Source organism: Nocardia cyriacigeorgica (assembly GCF_005863245.1).
Lineage (GTDB): Bacteria > Actinomycetota > Actinomycetes > Mycobacteriales > Mycobacteriaceae > Nocardia > Nocardia cyriacigeorgica_C.
On record NZ_VBUT01000007.1, the window covers coordinates 50,274 to 69,455 of the forward strand.

A 19,182-nucleotide genomic window follows, 5' to 3' on the forward strand; every position below is an offset into this window, starting at 1 on the left:
GTGGGTGCGCGCCCGGTGTAGGTCAGGCGGCCGGTGGCAGCGGGGACGTTTCGTGGATGGTGACCACGACGGCGGTATCACCGTAGGGCGCAGACCCCATGGTGACGCCGTGATAGAGCCGCGCCAGCCCGGCCCGCATCCCGTACTTGGCTCGCAGGCCGGTGCAGATCTTGTCGAACAGCGGTCCGGCGCCGACGAATTCGGCGACGCCCTGATGCTGTCGCGATCCGACGGCGGGCTTGCCGCGCCAGTCGCCGGCCTGCACGATGACGCGCCGATCGCGGGCCAGATGCTGGGTCTCCAGCGAGTAGGACGACGTGCGGAAAGCGAGCCTGCCGCGATCGATCGGCACCACGAGGTGCGGTGTGGTGGTCCAGCGACCCGACGGATCCGCCCGCGTCACCAGGACGGTGCGCGCATCCCACCACAGCATGCCCGGATGCCATTCGCTCGGCCATTCGGCCGGGATCGGCGGGTGCTGCCCGGCATATCGGACCGCCGGTGCATTCGGGTGGGCAGCAGTGGCGGCGTTGCCGGTGGGCGCGACGGTGGCAACGGGATGGCCGACAGTGTGATTCATGCGTCGAAACCTCCGGGACAAGATTGTGGTTCTCCACCGCACAGTGCGGAAAACCTGAAACTCAAGGCATAGATTTCATATAGCAATGAACTGAGATGTTGGCAAGGTGTGTTCGCACACCGAACCCGAAACCCCTACTCCCCCAACACAAGGCAACCGCCCAGCCGGATCGGCTGGGCGGTTGGTCGTTCGGCGGTCCGCGGCCCGACCGGCGTGCCACCACCGGTATTCGGGCCGCGGACCCGGCGCGCCGTAGGCGCGGCCATCAGACGCATGTCGCGACCTTGCGGGGACGGCCACGGGGCCGCTTGCGAGCGATCACGACACCCTGGTCGAAGATCTCCCCGCCCCACACGCCCCACGGCTCACGGCGGTCGATGGCAGCGCTCAGGCAGCCCTTACGGATGGGGCAGGACGCGCACAGCGCCTTGGCCTGCTCCAACTGAACCGGGCTCTCGGCGAACCACAGGTCCGGGTCCCCTGCCCGGCACGGCAGGGTGGTGGTGACCTCCTGGTCACGGGGAGCGGTTGCCACGGTTCGGCATGTCACGTCAGCAGTGGCCGTCGGCCAGCTCTCTGCGGTGAACACGTCGTTCTCCTTCAGCTCGTTTGCAGCGGTTCGGTGTCGTTCATTCCGCGAAACCGGTGCTGCCGGCTGAAGGGCCGGAAAAATCTGGCCACGGTTTCGCTTCGTGCGATCCGTGGCCAGGAGGCGGGAAGAGTTCCCTACCTAGGTCGACATCTGAGTCGAGTCCTGATCACGGACGCTGGGTGTGCATTGCGGAGGCGTGCTGCCGGCACCGGCTCATTGCCGGTTTCGGCAAAGACGCCGGCGACTGCGGGTGCAGCGGCCGGATGCCAGCCCGCGCTGGGCTTGTCCTGCGGATCGATGAGAATCGGGGTGGGCGCGTAATCCAGGTGCGTACCGAAACCACCGACGCCGGACAGACCGATCCCCTGCATGGCGAGGATCCCCCGGGAGGCAGAAACAGCCGACGTGGACGCGCCGGTGCCCATCACGTCGAAAGCGGTGATGCTGTTCATTTCGTCTGCCTCCCTCCTGTACTCGTAATCTGTCTGAACTGTGCGCGCCGGGATGGCCTCCCGTTGCGTGCTACCCACCGTATGCGATCTCGGAAGAACCGACAACCTATTTTCTACCTGCGGTTTTGTGATTCTTTCCGGTGCGCGAGCGCACGAGCGCGATGACGTCGGCGCCGTACTGTTCGATCTTGCGCGCGCCGATACCCGAAATCGCCGCCAGAGCAGCGTCATCGGTGGGTAGTTGTTCGGCGATGGCGGTGAGCGTGGTGTCGGTGAACACACTGAACTCACGCAGCCGCTGGGCCTGTGCCTTCTCGGCGCGCCATTCCTGTAGTGCGGCAAGCAGTTCGGCGTCGAGTTCGGCGGGGCATTTGCGGCAGCGGCCCAGCATCGTCGCATAGGTGCCGATCAGCGGTTTGGCGCAGATGCGGCACAGCGGACGGGTGCCGTCGGCGGCGCGCTCGGTCGTCGGCGCGGCGATCCGCGACGCCGGGGAATCGTCGGGGACCAGGCCGTTCAGGAAGCGGGACCGGCGCCGGGTGCGGCGGCCGCCCTCGTTGCGGGCCAGTGCCCACGACAGCCGCAGATGTTCGCGTGCCCTGGTGACGCCGACGTAGAGCAGGCGGCGTTCCTCTTCGAGCGCGGCCTGATCGGCGACCGAGCCGTCGTCGGCGAGGACGTGCGCGATCGGCAGGGTGCCGTCGGACAGGCCGACCAGGAAGGTGGCATCCCATTCCAGGCCCTTGGCCGCGTGCAAGGACGCCAGCGTGACGCCCTGGACCGTCGGTGGATGCCTGGCCTCGGCGCGCGCGGCCAGCTCACGCAGTAGGCCGGGCAGATCGAGCTGCTCGTCGTGGGTGGTGAGTTCCTCGGTGAGCTGCACCAGCGCCATCAGCGATGACCATTTCTCCCTGGCCTGCGCGCCCGCGGGTTCGGTGGCGGTGAGGCCGAGCGGGGCCAGCACCGCGCGCACCAGGGTGACCAGGGCGGCGCCGGTGCGGGCCTGATCGGGCAGGTCGTCGCGGGCCGCGGCCTGGCGCAGTGCTTGCACGGCCTGGCGGACCTCGGCGCGGGTGAAGAAGCCTTCACCGCCGCGCACCTGGTAGGGGATGCCGCGCTCGGTGAGCGCCTGCTCGTAGGTTTCCGATTGCGCGTTGATCCGGTAGAGCACCGCGATCTCGGAGGCGGGGGTGCCCGCGGCGATCAGCTCGGCGATGGCCGAGGCGACGCCTGCCGCCTCGGCGGGTACGTCGTCGTATTCGGTGAAGGTCGGCTCCGGCCCGTCTGGGCGCTGGCCGATCAGCTGCAACCGGGTACCGGCGATGCGGCCGCGGGCCATCCCGATGACCCGGTTGGCCAGCGACACCACCTGCGGTGTGGAGCGGTAGTCGCGTTCGAGCCGGATGACGGTGGCGTCGGGGAAGCGGCGCGAGAAGTCCAGCAGGTGGGCGGGGCTGGCGCCGGTGAAGGAGTAGATGGTCTGGTTGGCGTCGCCGACGACGGTCAGGTCGTCGCGGTCACCGAGCCAGGCATCGAGCACCCGCTGCTGGAGGGGGGTGACGTCCTGGTATTCGTCGACGACGAAACAGCGGTAGCGGCCGCGGAATTCGTCGGCCACCGCCGGATAGTCCTCGAGCGCCGCGGCGGTGTGCAGCAGCAGATCGTCGAAATCGAGCAGCAGGCCGTCCGGTGAGGTTTTGAGCGCTTCGTAGCCGGTGTAGACCTGCGCGATCCGTTGCGCGTCGAACGGGAGATCGCGGTGATGACGCGCGGCGGCGGCCGGGTAGTCCTCCGGTGCGATGAGCGAGGACTTGGCCCATTCGATCTCGCTGAGCAGATCGCGCACACTCTCGGTGCCCGAGGGCAGTCCCGCCCGGTGCGCGGCCTGGGCCACCACCGGGAACTTGCTGTCGAGCAGCCGCCACGGCACGTCGCCGACCACTTGCGGCCAGAAGTAGCGCAGCTGACGCAGCGCCGCCGCGTGGAAGGTGCGCGCCTGCACCTGGTTCGCCTCGCCGCCGAGGCCGAGCGCGCGCAAACGTCCGCGCAGCTCCCCCGCCGCGCGCGCGGTGAAGGTGACCGCGAGCACTTGATCGGCCTTGACCTGCCCGGCCGCGACGAGATGCGCGATCCGGTAGGTGATGGTCCTGGTCTTGCCTGTTCCCGCGCCGGCGAGCACGCACACCGGTCCGCGCGGCGCCCGCACGGCGGCGGCCTGCTCGGGGTCCAGGGCGGAGAGGTCGAGTGCGGGCACGCGCTCCATCATGACAGCGCCCACCGACAACGGGGCGGCCGCCGGGTCGCTGCCGTGGCAGGCGGACGCGAGCACCTGTGATGGGCACGGCACCGGCGATCCGGAACAGGAACGCGCCACCGGGCGTTGCACGATCCGTGACCGAGCAGACTCCTGACCTGACGATGTACTCGACCACCTGGTGCGGCTACTGCCGCAGGCTGAAGAAGCAGCTGGACGAGGCGGGCATCACCTATGTCGAGATCGATATCGAGCAGGACCCCGCGTCCGCCGAGTTCGTCGGCAGCGTCAACGGCGGCAACCATGTGGTCCCGACGGTGAAGTACTCCGACGGCTCGACGGCGACCAACCCGTCGCTGGCCCAGGTCAAGCAGGCGCTCGCCGCCATCTCCTGAGCACCCCTCGTCTCCTGGACACACCGCGCTCAGTCGAGTGCGGCCCAGGACTCCACGATGGTGCGGGCGATCGAGATCGAGCCCGGCAGGAGCAGCTTGGCGTCGTCCGAGCGGTTCGACCAGTCGCCCGCGTCCAGCGCTTGGCGCACTTCGGCGCGGGTGAACCAGTGCGCGTCGGCGATCTCGCCGTCGGAGAACACCAGCGGCTGCGCCGGATCGGCGACGGCGCTGAAACCGAGCATCAGCGAACGCGGGAACGGCCACGGCTGGCTGCCGAGGTAGTGGATCTCGCTGACGTCTAGGCCGACCTCTTCGCGCATCTCGCGCTCGACGCAGCGCTCCAGCGATTCGCCCGCCTCCACGAACCCGGCCAGCAGCGAGAACAGGGTTTCCGGCCAGCTGTGCTGACGGGCCAGCAGCACCCGATCGGCGCCGTCGTGGATCAGGCAAATCACCGCGGGGTCGATGCGCGGGAACTCCTCGAGTCCGGTCTCGGTGGTGCGTGACCAACCGCCCTTGACCGCGACGGTCGCTGTGCCGTCCGCCGCGTGAAAGCCGGCTTTGTCGTGCCAGTTCAGCAGCGCGAGCGCGGTGGAGAGCAGTCCGGCGGTGAAATCGTCGACGGTGGCGGCCATGGCGCGCAGATCCAGCAGCGAGCCGGTGAGTTCATGATCGCGGACCGCCCACAGGTGCACACCGTCGGCGACGCCGAGGAATACCGCGGCCGGGTCCGGTTCGGCAGCCAGCTCGACCGCCTTGTCGAAGACCAGTGCGCCGTCATCGAAACGCACCTGGCCGCGCCGGTTGATGCGCAGCAGTTTCGCGGTGGACCAGCCCTCCTTCAACGCCTGCGGGTCGGCGCGCACCTCCTCGGCCCGGTCGACGGCGGAACGGGACAGCAGCGGAACGCTGTTGAGCTGGAATGCCACAACGCCGAGCTTAGTGGAGGCCCGGCGGCCGGGATCAGCGCCCGGCGCGGCGCAGATACAGCAGCTTGTCGCCGTGGTCGAGGGCGTCGACCTCCGGTTCACCGACCCGGATCAGCTCGCCGGCGCGCACCACGCCGAGCACGATGTCGCTGAGGTGGCGCGGCGATCCGCCGACCTCACCGGGCTCGACCTCGCGTTCGGCCACCGCGAAGCCCTGCTCCGGGGTCAGCAGATCCTCGATCATCTCCACCACCGTCGGCTTGGTGGTCGCGATGCCGAGCAGCCTGCCGGCGGTCTCCGAGGACACCACCACCGAATCGGCGCCGGACTGGCGCAGCAGATGGGTGTTCTCGGCCTCGCGGATGGAGGCCACGATCTTGGCGCTCTTGGTGAGCTCGCGGGCGGTCAGCGTGACCAGCACCGCGGTGTCGTCGCGGTTGGTGGCGACCACGATCGAGGAGGCGTTCTGCACACCGGCCAGCCGCAGCACATCCGACTGCGAGGCCGAACCGTGCACGGTGACCAGACCCGCGTTGGCGGCCGCCTCCAACGCGACCGAGTCGGTGTCGACCACGACGATCTCACTCGGCGACGCCCCGTCGCCGAGCATGGCGTCGATCGCGGTGCGGCCCTTGGTGCCGTAGCCGATGACGACGGTGTGATTGCGCACGCTGTGCCTCCAACGCTGAATCTTGAATGCCTGGCGGGACCGTTCGGTCAGCACGCTGAGCGTGGTGCCGACGAGCACGATGAGGAACAGCACGCGCAGCGGGGTGATGACGATGATGTTGACCAGCCTGGCCAGCGGGGTGACCGGCGAGATGTCGCCGTATCCGGTGGTCGACAGCGACACCGTGGCGTAGTAGAGCGCGTCCAGGAACGACAGCGGGTTCTCGGAGGCGTCCCGGTAGCCGTCGCGGCCGACGTACACCACCAGCGCCGCGGTGAACAGCAACCCGATTGCGAACAGCACTCGGCGGGTCAGCGAGATCCACGGGCTGGCTTGGGCTTCGGGAATGCGCAGCACACCGACGAGAGCGAAGTCCGGCCGGTCGGTCAGCCGCCCCAAACCGCTGCGCGCGCGGTCACCCAGGTCATCGAGCAACGCACTCACCGGTCCCTGTTTCCCCGGCGCCGATTCCGGTCGATGTCACCGGTTCCGGCATTGTTTCTCCCTCCGGCACAGCACGGGAGCCTACCCCGTCACCGCACCGGTCGAGCGCCTCGACGCGACGAGGTGGCCCTGCCGCCCCGCCGGGTAGCCGCTTAGAGTGGGCGGCATGGCAGTTTCCGAGTCCACCGCATCCGATACCAGCCGTAAGCCGGCGCTGCTCATGGCAGCGGCGCTGTTCGGGATGGGTGTGCTGCATTTCGTGGTTCCCAAGCCGTTCGATTCGATCGTGCCGCCCAAGCTGCCGGGCCGTGCGCGCACCTACACCTATGCCTCCGGGGTGGCCGAGATCGGTGTGGCGACCGCGCTCGCGGTGCCGCGCACCCGGAGCCTGGGCGGCCGCGTCGCCGCCGCCCTGTTCATCGCGGTCTTCCCGGCCAACATCCAGTTCGCGGTGGATTCGATGACCAACTCGAAGGCGGGCTGGCCGATCAAGCTGATCTCGGTGCTGCGGCTGCCGTTGCAGATCCCGATGATCACCACGGCGCTGTCGGTCAGCCGGCGGGCGCCGCGCGCCTGATCAGCTCGGTCAACTCGCTCGCGCCCGGCAGATCGACCGGTGCCACGGTGCGGCCGCTGCGCACATAGTGAAACGCCGCGCCGATCCGGTCGAGCAGTTCGTCGGGGTCGGCGCCGGTGCGCGCGGCCGTCAACCGCGCCCAGGCCAGGCGGTAGACGGCCAGCTGCACCGCGACCGCCTGCTCATCGGCGGCGTTCGGTTCGGCGCCGGTCTTCCAGTCCACCACGGTCCAGCGGCCGTCCGGTTCGGCGAAGACGGCGTCCATCCGGCCACGGATGACGGTGCCGGCGATGGTGGTCTCGAACGGCACCTCCACCTCGATCGGACTGCGGTGCGCCCAGCGCGAGGACAGGAACGCCTCCTGCATGCGCGCGAGTTCGGCATCGGCGCTGTCGGCGGTATCGGCGGCGCCGGGTAGTTCGTCCAGGCCGAGCAGACGGTCGGCGGCGAACCAGCGCTGCACCCAGGCGTGGAAGGCGGTGCCGCGCCGGGCCAGTGGATTCGGTGGATACGGCAGCGGGCGACGCAGCCGGGCGGCCAGCCGGGCCGGATCGGCGCGCAGCTCGACCAGCGCGGTCGCGGGCAGGCTGCTGGGCAGCTCCACTTCTTCGGTGACGCCGGTGGCGCTGCGATGTTCGGCCAGCAGGGCCTCCACATCGGCGGCCCAGCCGTCGGGGTCGTCCTCGTCTTCGGATGTGGCCGGGTCCGCCGCCAGTTCGGTCATCGCGGCGCGCACCAGCTGCGCGCCCTGTTCGATCGGGGCGCGGCGGCGGCCCAGTGGATCGCGCGGCCACTGCGCGGTGGGCGGGTTGTCGGTGAACGGGTTGACGGCGTCGGGTTCGGGCGGATCGTCCCAGCGGGCCAGTTCCGCGGCACCGTGGGCGGGACTGCCCGGGTCTTCCACGGCCTGTCTCAGTTCGAGCAGGAACTCCGAGGGCCCCTTGACCGACGGGCTCGAATCCGACCAGTAGTGACCCGAAACCAGCAGCATCCGTTCTGTTCTGGTGAGCGCGACGTAGAACAGCCTGCGGTCCTCGTCGAGGCGGCGGCGGTCGAGGGCGGCCTTGTGGTCCTTGATGGCACGGTCCAGATCGGCACGGTCGTAGAGGTCGGTTAGGTCGAGGACCGGCACACCGTCGGCGCCGTCGTCGTCGCGGGCGCGGTCGCCGCGCAGCGAGGTGGGCAGTTCGGCGAGGGCGCCGAGCCAGCTGCCGGAGGCCTTGCCGGACGGGAACACATCGCGCACCACATGCGGGACCGCGACGATCTCCCATTCCAAACCCTTGGCCGCGTGCACCGTGAGCACCTGCACCCGATCCTTGGCCACCTCCACCTCGCCCGGTTCCAAACCGTTCTCCACCGATTCGGCGGCGGTGAGGAAGGCCAGCAGCCCGCTCAGGGAGGCACCCGAGTCACCGGCGTAGCCCGCGACAACCTCGGCGAAGGCATCCAGATGTTCGCGGCCCGCACCCGTTCCGGACATGGCGCGTCGGGCCTGGGTCTCCACGCCGACGCCGATGGTGCGTTCGACGTCGGCGACCAGCTCGGTCAACGGCTGCCCGCTGCGTTCGCGCAGGGCCGCCAGTTCGCGACCGAGGGCGACGATGCGGCGGTAACCGTCGGGCGAATACTGTTCTGCCGGACCGGGATCGGCGATCGCGTCGGCGAGCCCGGCCTGCTCGGCCGGTTCCGGGGCAACCTCACGCAACGCGACGGCCAGGGCCGCGCCGTCGGTGATATCGCCGGTGGCCGCACTGCCGCGTCCGATCGACAACTCGCGCGCCCGCTGGGCCAGCGCCGACAGATCCGAGACACCGATGCGCCAGCGCGCGCCGGTCAGGATGCGCACCGCCGCGCTGCCCGCGCCGGGTTCGGCGATCAATCGCAGGGTGGCCACGACATCGGCGACCTCGGGGGTGGCCAGCAGGCCGCCGAGGCCGACGATCTCCACCGGCAATCCCTGCTCACGCAGGGCTTCGGCGATCGGCGCGGCATCGGCGTTGCGGCGCACCAGCACCGCGGAGGTCGGCGGCTGCTCGCCCGCGTCGTGGCGCGCCTGCCAGTCGGCCGCGATCCGGGTGGCGAACCACTCGCGCTCGGCGGCCACGGTGTCGGTGAGCGCGAACGCCACGGTGCCGGGTTCGGCGGCGGGTTTGGCGCGCAGTGCGTCGACGGTGACGCCGCCGCCCTCGATCGCCTTGCGGCGCAACGGTTCTGCCACCAGATTGGCCAGCGCCAGCGCCTCGGGCGGATTGCGCCAGCTGGTCAGCAGTGACAGCGTCGGCGCTGGCACACCGGGCGCGGCGGGAAAGTCGGTGGCGAAGCGCGGGAGGTTGGCCGCGGAGGCGCCGCGCCAGCCGTAGATGGACTGCATGGGATCGCCGACGGCCGTCACCGCGGGGCGCTCGCCGACGCCGTCGCCGCCGAACAACGCGGCCAGCAGGATGCGCTGGGCGTGGCCGGTGTCCTGGTATTCGTCGAGCAGGACCAGCCGGAAGCGGGCCCGTTCGGCCGCGCCGACCTCGGGGTGCTCGGCCGACAGCCGCGCCGCCAGCGACATCTGCGCCCCGAAATCCAAGGCGCCGCGCCGGCGCAACGCCTCACCCAGCTGCCGCACCAGCGGCAGCAGCGCCACCCGCTCACGCTGCACCCTCAGGATCTTCAACAGCTCCTGGCTCGGGCCGCCGCGCTGACGCGGACCGGCAGGCAAGGTATGCACCAGCTTCTCGAGTTCGGTGTGCGCCTCGGCCAGCTCCTCCGGCTCCACCAGATGTTCGGCCAGCTGCCCCGACAGCGCCAGCACCGCCTCGGTGACCGACACCGGCGTGCGCTCGGTGTCCAGATCGCCGTCCCAGGTGCGCACCACCTGATGGGCCAGCTGCCACAGCTGGGTTTCGGTGAGCAGCGTCGCCGAGGGCTCGACCGGCAGCAGCAGGCCGTGCTCGGTCAGCAGCCTGCCCGCATACGAGTGGTAGGTGCTGATCTCCGGTTCCGCACCGGCCAGCGAGGCGCGCAGACCGCCGCTGGGATCGAGTTCGCGCAGCAGCGGCGCTCCGGCGAGCCGGGCCAGGCGGGTGCGGATGCGGGTGGTCAACTGCTGGGCCGCTTTCCGGGTGAAGGTCAGGCCCAGCACTTCGTCGGGCAGCACCAGGCGATTGGCGACCATCCAGACCACGCGCGCCGCCATCGTCTCGGTCTTACCCGCGCCCGCACCCGCCACCACCAGCGTCGGCCCGGGCGGAGCCGCGATGACCGCGGCCTGCTCGTCGGTGGGCGGCGGCAGGCCGAGGGCCTCGGCGAGCTGCCAGGGCGTGACCCGCGCACTCATTCGTCGGTCACCTGGCGTCCGGTGTCCTGGACCGGGCAGCTGCCCGCGACCGCGCAGTGACGGCAGCCGTCATTGCGCATGGCGAGATAGCTGGGACCCCTGGTGGCGGCCGCGGCCTCGTGGATGGTGCCGCGCCAGGCATGCAGGGCGTCGGCGTCGAGAGGTTGCTGGGTGCGCTGGGTGGCGCCGTCGCGGGTGTGCGGTTTGGCGACGTAGACGAGGCGGGCGCCGCCTGGTTCGCCGAGCTCGAGGCGGGACTCGCTCGGGTTGTTGGAATCGCGCGGCCCGGTTCGCGCGGCGTCGGAATCGTGTGCGAGGTCGCCGGGCTCACCGGAATCGCTGCGCCCGTCGGCGTCGCCGCGGCCATCGGCATCGCCGGGTTCGTCGGTGTCGCTGCGCCCGTCGGCGTCACCGGGTTCGTCGGTGTCGCTGCGCCCGTCGGCATCGCCGGGTTCGTCGGCATCACCGCGTCCGTCGGCATCACCGCGTCCGTCGGCATCACCGGGTTTGTCGGTGTCGCCGGGTTTGTCGGCATCACCGCGTCCGTCGGCATCACCGGGTTTGTCGGTGTCGCCGGGTTTGTCGGTGTCGCCGGGCTCGTCGGTGTGGCCGGGCTCGTCGAGATCCCCGGTCCCGGCCAGCCCCGTCGACGCGTCACCGAGATCGTTTCGCGCACTCGTGGATTCACCCGAGAGGGCGTCGAGCGCACCGAAAGCGGCGGCGACCTGGTAGGTGGCCAGCTGGGCGTGGTCCTCGGCGGCCTTGACCGAGACTGGGTTCTTGCCGGTCTTCACATCGACGATGACGAAGCGGCCCTGCGCATCACGTTCGAGGCGGTCGACGCGGCCGCGGATGCGCACGGGAGGCTCGTCGCCGGAGCGGGGCGGCAGCACACAGTCCACCGGCACCTCGATGCCGACCTGGGTGAGTTCGCCGCGGGTGTTGTCGACCCAGGACAGGAAGGTTTCCAGCATCGCTTCGGTGCGGCGGCGCTCCTGCCGGGAATGCCAGCCCTGATCGGTCTCGACCGACTGCCAGACCGCCTGGAGCGCGGCCCGCACCTGGCTGGTCGGCACCTTCCCGGCCAGGGCCTGGACCAGGGTGTGCACCAGGTTGCCCTTGACCGCGTGCGGGTTGTCGCCGTCGGTGCCGCCGTGACGTTCCAGCGCCCAGCGCAGCGGACAGGTGCGCAGCAGTTCCACCGTCGACGGCGAGAGCGCGACGGCGGATTCGTCGTCGTCCCACAGCGGGCGTTCGGAACTGAGCTCGGCGGTGCCGTACCAGTCGTCGGGGGCGGTGCCGCGCACGCCCGCGTCCGCGAGCCGGGCCAGATGGCGGGCGGCCCGGCGGCGGCGCTGCGGATCGGCCTCGGGATCGCAGACCACCCCGCGCAATTCGGCCACCAGCGAACCCATCACCAGCGCGCGGCCGGGATCTTCGACCGGCAGCGCGCCGGGTTCGCCGTCGTCGTCGTGCCCGAGCAGTTCGGCCAGGAACCGCGACGGCACCAGATCACGGTCGCCCGTCACCGATTCCACCGCGGTGACCAGCAGCGATCGGCGCGCGCGGCTGCACGCCACCAGCAGCAGCCGGCGTTCCTCGGCCAGGATCGGCGCGGCCCGGCTCATTCGTTCACCCTCGGTGAGCACGCCGGCGGCGACATCGACCAGATCCTCGGTATGCAGCAGGGTGCCGCGCGGACGCGGATCCGGCCAGATCCCCTCCTGGACACCGGCCACCGCCACCACATCCCACTCCCGGCCCGCGGCGGCGTGCGCGCTGAGCAGCTCGACCGCCTCGACGGGATTGGTACGCACCGAGGTGTCGTGCGGAATCTCCTGGTGCAGCAGGTATTCCACGAAACCCTCGATGCCGGCCCGTGGCAGCCGGTCGACATAGGCCGCGGCGGCGTCGAACAGGGCGACCGCCGCGTCCAGATCCCGATCGGCCTGCGCACCGGCGGCGCCGCCGCGCTCGGACTGCGCGACCCAGCGCCGCTCCAACCGCGATCCGGTCCACAACGCCCACAGCACATCCTCGAGCCCGCCCCCACGCCGCCGCGCCTTGCGCGCCCGGTCCAGCGCGGTCAGCGCCCGCCGCAGCGGCGCGGATTCGACCTCCGTGAGGCCGGCGAGGATCCGCTGGTCGCCGACGCCGAGCAGCAGATCGCGCAGGACCTCGGCGGAGGATTGTTCGGCGGGCGAGGTGGTGCGCCGGTCGCGCAGCAATTCGTCTTGAGAGCCGCCGGCTGGGTTGCCGGCTATCGGCTCGCGCGGTCCGGCGGGGCCGTCCTCATGGTCGAGCGCGAGAGCGCGAGAGGGGTCCGGCTCGGTGTTCGCTAGAACGGCGTCGAGGCCAGGCTGCTCGTCTTCGCCGGCCGCGTCAGGTGATCGGTCGTCGGAGGCAGCGGTGTTCAGGCCGTGCGCGGCGTCGAATTCCGGCGCACCGACCTGGTCGGAGTCGAACTCCGGGCGCACGTTTCGGTCGGCGGCGGCTCTCGGTGTTCGGGCGCGCCCGCGTTGCTGCGCGCCTGTCGCGGCGTTCGGCAGGATCTCGGCATCAGTGCCGACATCGACGTCGGCGTTCGCGTCGGCACCGGCGTCGGCGTTCGCATCGGCATCGGCATCGGCGTTCGCATCGGCATCGACGTCGTCGTTCGCGTCGGCGCCTTCCGTGACGAGTCCGTAGCGCTCTTCTTCGCGATCGTAGGGATCGGGATCGATGCCGTACCAGTCGGCGTCGGCGGACAGGCGCGACGCCTGCTCGATCGTCCACTCGGGGGTGATGTCGGCGTCGATCGGGTCCGGCGGGGGGAGCAGGTCGGGCGGTTCGGAGACGAGCGCGTCGACTGGGACATGCAGGTCGGCATCGGCCGGGTCCGGCGGCGGCAGCAGGTCGGGAGGTTCCGGCGCGTGAGGGTCGACCGGGATGTGGAGAGCGGTGTCGGCCGGGTCCGGCGGCGGGAACAGATCGTCCCGTTCAGTGCTGGAAGCGCCAGGGGCCGAGGGGGTTTCGGCGTCAAACGGCGACAGGCCGTCACCGTGGCGGCTGGCGGCGCGTTCCAAGCCGAGCGCCGTGCGGCGGATACCTCGGCGCAGCCGGCGCAGGGCGATCTGGTCGGCGGCGCCGAGCGGGCCGGAGAGCAGGTCGAGGGCGTCGTCGGGGGTGAACAGCGCTTCGTGACGGTGCGGGGTCGCGGCCGGGTCGGCGCTGGTCGCGGCTTCTGAGGCGAGGATCGCGCGCAGCGAGGCCAGCATCCAGGCCGCGCCGCGTCGCCGCGCCACGGGGGTGTCGAGGGCGGGCTGGCGCACCGGCACCCCGGCGGCTAGCAGGGCGCGGCGCAGTGGCGGCAGCGACAGCGGGACCGACCGCACCACGACCGCCATGCGCGACCACGGCACCCCGTCGGTGAGGTGCGCGCGGCGCAGGTGGTCGGCGATCAGCGCCGCCTCCTTGGCCGGGGTGGCGAGCACTCGGACGCGGACATCGGCCCCGGTTTCCGGCGCGCTGTTCGCTTGGCTCTCCACCCGCGGGCGTTGCGGTGCACTGCCGGGCAGACGGGCCGCGACCCGCGCCACCGCCAGCCGCACCGCGGGCACCGAACGATGGTTCTCGCGCAGCACGATGCGCTGACGGTCCGGCACGTCGAGGTCGAGCAGGAAGCGCGCGTCCGCGCCGCGGAAGGCGAACACACCCTGATCGGGATCACCGGCGATCACGGTAACGGCCGCGCCCGCGCTCAGCACCCGCACCAGCATCGCGGCCTGCGGGTCCAGATGCTGGGCGTCATCGACCAGCAGATACCGCACCCGCTCACGTTCGGCGGCCAGCAGCTTGTCATCGGTGGCCAGCGCGTCCAACGCCGCACCGACGAGTTCGGCCGCGTTGAGCGCAGGCGCGGACGCCTCCGGCGCCGCCACCCCCACCGACCAGCGCAGCAGCATCGCCTGCTCGTACCGCGCCGCGAACCGGCCCGCCGCCACCCATTCGGGCTTGTCCCGCTCCCGGCCCAGCCGGATGAGATCCTCGGGACCCAGACCGCGTTCGGTGGCACGCAGCATCAGATCGCGCAGTTGATCGGCGAATCCGGCCAGCCCGAGCGCGGGATGCAAGCGCTGCGGCCACAGGTGCGTCGCGCCCTCGGCGATATCGATCAGATCGCCCCGCAACATCTCCCGCAGCACGGCATCCTGCTCCGACCCGGTCAGCAACCGTGGCGGCGGATTGCCGTGCGCGACGGCGTGGCGGCGCAGCACGGAGAAAGCGTAGGAGTGAATCGTGCGCACGAGCGGTTCGCGAGTCGCGCCGGGCACTCCGAGGAAGTGCGCCGCGTCGGCTGCGGCAGCGCTGGACTCGGGAGCCGGCGCCGCATCGGTGCGATCGCCTTCTTCCTCGAAGGGCACCGCAGAGCCCGCCGCCAGTCCCCCGGACCGGGCGCCGGTTTCCGGACCGGGTGGTCCGTCTCGCCGCACCCCGTCGCCGCTGTCCAACGCCGCGTCCAGCTCGTCGAGGGCGAAGAGTCCCGCCTCATCCCAGGGCGCTTCCGGGTCCGGCGGCGGTTCGAACAGGCTGTCGCCGGGTCCGGGATCGTCGGGCGGCAAGGCGGGTTCCGGCGCGATCTCGACCGGTGCCGAGAGTCGCGCGGTGATCGCGTCGCGCACGGCGGCGGCCGCGTTCTTCGAGTGGGTGAGCAACAGCACCGACTCCGGATCGGCGCCCGCGGCGATCCGGTCGGCGGCGAGGTCGACCAGCAGGGCGGTCTTGCCGGTACCGGGGCCGCCGAGAACTTGCCACACGCCGGTGCCGGGGCGGATCGATCCCGGGTCGGCAGCGGTGGCGAACAGCGCGCGGACCTCGGCGCTCCAGACCCTTGGTCCGGGCGCCGCCACCTTCCGGCGAACCAGCCGCACGGCGTTATCCGATCGCACCACGGGGGCTATTGCAACAGACGAGGCCGACACTCCCGGTGGCGGCGCCGCGCCGCCTGGTGCTGCGACCGAATTGGTCAACGGTCAAAATGTCATCGTGTCCCCACTTCACGTTCACCGTTTCGGACCGCGCACCGGCCCGGTCGTGCTAGCCCTGCACGGGGTGACCGGCCACGGCAGGCGCTGGGCCGACCTGGCCGAACGGTTTCTGCCCGATGTCCGGATCGTCGCACCCGACCTGCGCGGACACGGTCGTTCCACCTCACTTCCGCCGTGGAATTTCGAGACGATCGTGCAGGATCTGGTCGAGCTGCTGGCCGAGGAGACCGACGAGCCGGTGGTGCTGGTCGCGCATTCGTTCGGCGGCGCGTGCGCGCTGCATCTGGTGCACAACCATCCGCAACTGGCCCGCAACCTGGTGCTGCTCGATCCGGCCATCGCCTTGGACCCGACGCGCCTGCACGAGATCGCCATGTCGACGCTGGCCTCCCAGGACTACGACGACGTCGAGCAGGCCAGGATGGACAAGCTGCACACCGGCTGGGGTGACGTCGCGCCCGAGCTGTTGCAGGCCGAACTCGACGAGCATCTGATGCCCACCGCGAACGGCCGGGTGGGCTGGCGGATGAGCCTGCCCGCCATCAATTCCTACTGGGGCCAGCTGGCCCGCCACTACGTGCTGCCACCGCAGCAGCTGCCGACGGTGCTGGTGCAGGCCATGAAGGTGGATCCGCCGTTCGTCACCCCGGAGTTCCGGGAGGCGCTCACCACGCATATGGGCCCGAACCTGACCGTGCACGAATGGGATTGCGACCACATGGTGGCCCAGGCCCTGCCCGAGCGGACCGCCGAACTCATCCGCACCGTGCTCTGATGCCGACCAGCGACGCCGAGATCGAACGCGTCCGCGAGCTGGTCGCCTCGATCCCGCGCGGGCGGGTGGCCACCTACGGCGATATCGCCGCGGCGGCTGGCCTGTCGACGCCGCGCACCGTCGGCTGGATCATGCGCACCGACTCCGCCGACCTGCCCTGGCATCGGGTGCTCGGCGCCGCGGGACGCCCTGCCGCGCACCTGGCCGACAAGCAGCTACGGTTGCTCGCGGCCGAGGGTGTTCCGGTGCGCGATGGCCGGGTGGACCTGCGCGCCGCCCGCTTCGTCTTTCCCGACGACCACCCCTGAGCCCTCCTGGACAGGCGAACAGCACGCCGAGTAACACGCAATTCACCCCTTCCGAGCGAATCTGCGGTTACCGTGGAGACATGACCACCCGTCTGGCGTGTGTGGTATTCGATGCGGACCAGCCACGTATGGTGGCGGATTTCTGGGCGCGGCTGCTGGGCTGGACGGTGACGCTGGACCGTCCGGGTGAGGTCGATGTCGCGGGGCCGGACGCCGCGGGCTCCGACCTCGCGCTGACCTTCATTCCCGCATCTCGCGCCAAGACCGGTAAGAACCGGATCCATCTCGATGTCGCCAGCCGATCCACCGACCATCAGCACATGCAGGTCGATCGCGCCATGGCGCTCGGCGCACGCGCGGTCGACATCGGCCAGGGCGAAGTGCCGTGGACGGTGCTCGCCGATCCCGAGGGCAACGAGTTCTGTGTGCTCGAACCACGCGAGGAGTACGTGGACACCGGCGCGGTGGCCGCGATCGTGGTCGACACCTTCGACCCACAGAAGCTCGCGCAATTCTGGTCGGTCGCCTCCGGCTGGCCGATCTCGCGCGCCGGCTCGCCGGTGACCGGGCTGCGCTCACCGACCGGGGTCGGTAGCTGGCTGGAATTCGTCGAGACCTCCGAGGCCAAGCAGGGTCGCAACCGCCTGCGTCTCGACGTCGCCGCGTTTCCTCCCGACGACCCGACGGCCGAGATCGCCCGGCTCAGGGCCGCCGGTGCGCGCACGATCGAACCCTCAGGTCCCGAACCGGGTCTACCGCTGGCCGACCCCGAAACCAACGAGTTCTACCTGCTCTCACCCGACTACGACGGCTCGGCGCTCTGAACCGGCTTCCAGTACGCGCCGTCGACGGTGTGGCGGGCGCGCGATCCCGTCCGCGCACCCCGGCGCGCGCCACACGGTCGCCGGGGGTCGTCGAACTAGCATGGACCCATGTCGAACCACAGCGAGGGCCGCGGCCGGTGACGGCCGCCGATGCGATCGTGCTCGCCGGGGGCCGGGCGAGCCGGATGGGTGGTGTCGACAAACCGGCGATCGTCATCGGGGGACGGTCCATGCTGAATGTCGCGCTCGACGCGGTCGCGGCCTGCGGGCGGACCGTCGTCGTCGGACCACGCAGGGCCGAATTGGATCCGGCCGTCCGGCAGGTGCGTGAGGTGCCGCCGGGCGCGGGACCGGTCGCCGCGATCGGCGCCGGGCTGCGTGCACTCGGCGCCGAGGCCGCCCCGCGCATCGTGGTACTCGCCGCAGATCTGCCGTTCCTGACCGAATGGGCGGTGGCCGATTTGCTGCGGCGCAGCGATCAGTCCGGGGCCGACGCGGTATTCGCGGCCGACGAATCCGGCCGCCCGCAATACCTGATCGGTGTGTGGCGCCGCGACGCGCTGACCGCGCGGCTCGCCCGGCTGGATTCGCTGGTCAATCAGCCGATGAAGGCGCTGGTGCCGGACGACACGGTGATGGTGCGGTTGGACGGCATCACCGATTGCGACACCGACGAGGAGGTGCGCGCCGCCCGGGCCGTCGCCGATGCCGGCCATGCTCCTGGCCACCTGCCGCCGCCGTCCACCCTCGACGAAGCGCGACAAACATTGCGCGACAACCTCTCCCGGCTGACCTCCTATCACACCGAGCTGTTCGAGGTCACGGGTGCGGCGCTGGCGGCGCCGATCCGGGCGGCGGGGCCGCTGCCGCGATTCGACGTCTCGGCCATGGACGGCTACGCCGTCGCGGGTGACGGGCCGTGGCGGTTGCGCGCCGATATCGGTTTCGCTGGTGGACAGCGTCCGGTCGGGCTGCTCCCGGGTGAGGCCGTGCGGATCGCGACCGGTGCGCACGTGCCCGACGGCACCACCGCCGTGCTGCGCGACGAGTTCGCCGATGTCGGCACCGACAATTACCTGCGCCGGCTGCCCGACACGCCGGTCCGCGGCGATATCCGCCACCGCGGCGAGGATCTGGAGCGCGGTGACCTCATCGCCGAGGAGGGCACTCCGGTCACGCCCGCGCTGATCTCCACTGCCGCCGCGGTGGAGGTACCCGAAGCCGCGGTGCGCGGGCCGGTGCGTGCCCGGATCATCATGACCGGCGACGAGATTCGCGCATCCGGCCCCTTGCACGGCGGGCAGACTCGCGATTCCATCGGCCCGATCCTGCCGGATCTGCTGGCCAGGCACGGCATTCGCACCGTTGACCGGGTCCACCTGCGTGACACACCGCATGGCTTCGACGAGGTGCTCACCGGCACCGAGGGTTTCGACCTGCTGGTCGTGGTAGGGGCGACCGGTTCCGGCGCCGCCGATCAACTCCGCGCCGCGCTCAGCCGCGCCGACGCCCGCATCCTTGTGCATCGTTTGCGGCTGCGCCCGGGCGGCTCGACCGTCGTCGCGGAGCTGAACTCGGGCGCGACGGTCCTCGGCCTACCCGGAAATCCGTTCGCCGCCGTCGCGGTGCTCACCGCCCTGGCGGGTGCGGTGGTCGAGGGCCGCACCGGTGCCCGTCCGGCGCGACCGCTGCTGGGACCACTGCACAACGCGAGCGAGATCGCCGGCCCGGTCCCGCGCATCGTCCCCGCCGTGGCAGACCCGAGCGGCGGCTGGCGCGGCGAACCCGCGGTCCGCACCGCCCACCTCGGTGGGCTACTCGGCCACGACGGACTCGTCATCGTGCCCGCCGACGCCCCCGACGGTGTGCTGGTCGAATTCCTGCCGCTGCCGGGCTGAGATACGCCGCATCGAACTCGCGTCGCCGGGGAAAAGATCGGAAATTCGGCAAATAATCGCGAATAGGAGTGGTGCCCGCCACTTTCGCTGTGTTAACAAATGTAAAGCGACCGAGAAGCGGCGGTTTCC

At 71.0% G+C, this 19,182-nt stretch carries 14 protein-coding genes; 6 read left to right on the forward strand and 8 right to left on the reverse strand.

Going from position 1 to position 19,182, the window contains the following annotated elements; all coding sequences use genetic code 11:
• Positions 1 to 22 precede the first annotated feature (22 nt).
• The 4 genes from FEK34_RS18570 to FEK34_RS18585 form a co-directional block, all read right to left on the reverse strand.
• The gene (locus FEK34_RS18570; RefSeq protein WP_138449264.1) at positions 23 to 580 is read right to left on the reverse strand and encodes a hypothetical protein; all 558 of its coding nucleotides are present in this window, start codon (positions 578 to 580) and stop codon (positions 23 to 25) included.
• A gap of 265 nt (positions 581 to 845) precedes the next feature.
• Positions 846 to 1,169: a WhiB family transcriptional regulator gene (locus tag FEK34_RS18575; protein ID WP_014352469.1), complete on the reverse strand. Its 324-nt coding sequence runs from the start codon at positions 1,167 to 1,169 to the stop codon at positions 846 to 848.
• Between the two features lie 137 nt (positions 1,170 to 1,306).
• A complete protein-coding gene (locus tag FEK34_RS18580; protein ID WP_138449266.1) occupies positions 1,307 to 1,624 on the reverse strand; it encodes a hypothetical protein in 318 nt (105 codons plus the stop codon).
• A gap of 106 nt (positions 1,625 to 1,730) precedes the next feature.
• Complete coding sequence (locus tag FEK34_RS18585; protein WP_138449848.1) at positions 1,731 to 3,887, reverse strand: ATP-dependent DNA helicase UvrD2; 2,157 nt, start codon at positions 3,885 to 3,887, stop codon at positions 1,731 to 1,733.
• A gap of 155 nt (positions 3,888 to 4,042) precedes the next feature.
• Here FEK34_RS18585 and FEK34_RS18590 point away from each other — a divergent pair, with 155 nt between their 5' ends.
• Entirely contained in the window at positions 4,043 to 4,273 is a 231-nt protein-coding gene (locus FEK34_RS18590; RefSeq protein ID WP_171048299.1) for a mycoredoxin, read from the forward strand.
• Positions 4,274 to 4,302: 29 nt separating this feature from the next.
• On the opposite strand, the gene nudC is transcribed toward FEK34_RS18590, so the two are convergent.
• Together nudC and FEK34_RS18600 are read right to left on the reverse strand one after the other, a co-directional pair.
• The gene (nudC, locus tag FEK34_RS18595; RefSeq protein ID WP_138449270.1) at positions 4,303 to 5,202 is read right to left on the reverse strand and encodes an NAD(+) diphosphatase; all 900 of its coding nucleotides are present in this window, start codon (positions 5,200 to 5,202) and stop codon (positions 4,303 to 4,305) included.
• Positions 5,203 to 5,236: 34 nt separating this feature from the next.
• Complete coding sequence (locus FEK34_RS18600) at positions 5,237 to 6,307, reverse strand: potassium channel family protein (RefSeq protein ID WP_171048300.1); 1,071 nt, start codon at positions 6,305 to 6,307, stop codon at positions 5,237 to 5,239.
• Positions 6,308 to 6,482: 175 nt separating this feature from the next.
• On the opposite strand from FEK34_RS18600, the gene FEK34_RS18605 reads away from it, so the two are divergent.
• Positions 6,483 to 6,893 carry a DoxX family protein gene (locus FEK34_RS18605; protein ID WP_138449272.1) on the forward strand — a complete coding sequence of 137 codons (411 nt, stop codon included), beginning with the start codon at positions 6,483 to 6,485 and terminating at the stop codon, positions 6,891 to 6,893.
• Here the strand turns inward: FEK34_RS18605 and FEK34_RS18610 are convergent.
• Positions 6,868 to 10,221 carry an ATP-dependent helicase gene (locus FEK34_RS18610; RefSeq protein ID WP_138449274.1) on the reverse strand — a complete coding sequence of 1,118 codons (3,354 nt, stop codon included), beginning with the start codon at positions 10,219 to 10,221 and terminating at the stop codon, positions 6,868 to 6,870. The two genes, FEK34_RS18605 and FEK34_RS18610, sit on opposite strands and share 26 nt — an antisense overlap.
• Complete coding sequence (locus FEK34_RS30870; protein ID WP_432760970.1) at positions 10,218 to 15,065, reverse strand: PD-(D/E)XK nuclease family protein; 4,848 nt, start codon at positions 15,063 to 15,065, stop codon at positions 10,218 to 10,220. The genes FEK34_RS18610 and FEK34_RS30870 overlap by 4 nt, the downstream gene beginning before the upstream one ends.
• A gap of 181 nt (positions 15,066 to 15,246) precedes the next feature.
• Here FEK34_RS30870 and FEK34_RS18630 point away from each other — a divergent pair, with 181 nt between their 5' ends.
• From FEK34_RS18630 to FEK34_RS18645, 4 genes are all read left to right on the forward strand, one after another.
• Positions 15,247 to 16,023, forward strand: coding sequence for an alpha/beta fold hydrolase (locus tag FEK34_RS18630; protein ID WP_138449276.1), 777 nt, complete (start codon positions 15,247 to 15,249; stop codon positions 16,021 to 16,023).
• Complete coding sequence (locus tag FEK34_RS18635; RefSeq protein ID WP_138449278.1) at positions 16,023 to 16,331, forward strand: MGMT family protein; 309 nt, start codon at positions 16,023 to 16,025, stop codon at positions 16,329 to 16,331. The genes FEK34_RS18630 and FEK34_RS18635 overlap by 1 nt, the downstream gene beginning before the upstream one ends.
• Before the next feature lie 80 nt (positions 16,332 to 16,411).
• Positions 16,412 to 17,155 (forward strand): VOC family protein, encoded by a 744-nt coding sequence (locus tag FEK34_RS18640; RefSeq protein WP_138449280.1) that lies wholly within the window; start codon positions 16,412 to 16,414, stop codon positions 17,153 to 17,155.
• Between the two features lie 137 nt (positions 17,156 to 17,292).
• Positions 17,293 to 19,053 (forward strand): NTP transferase domain-containing protein, encoded by a 1,761-nt coding sequence (locus FEK34_RS18645; RefSeq protein WP_138449282.1) that lies wholly within the window; start codon positions 17,293 to 17,295, stop codon positions 19,051 to 19,053.
• The last annotated feature ends 129 nt before the right edge of the window (positions 19,054 to 19,182 follow it).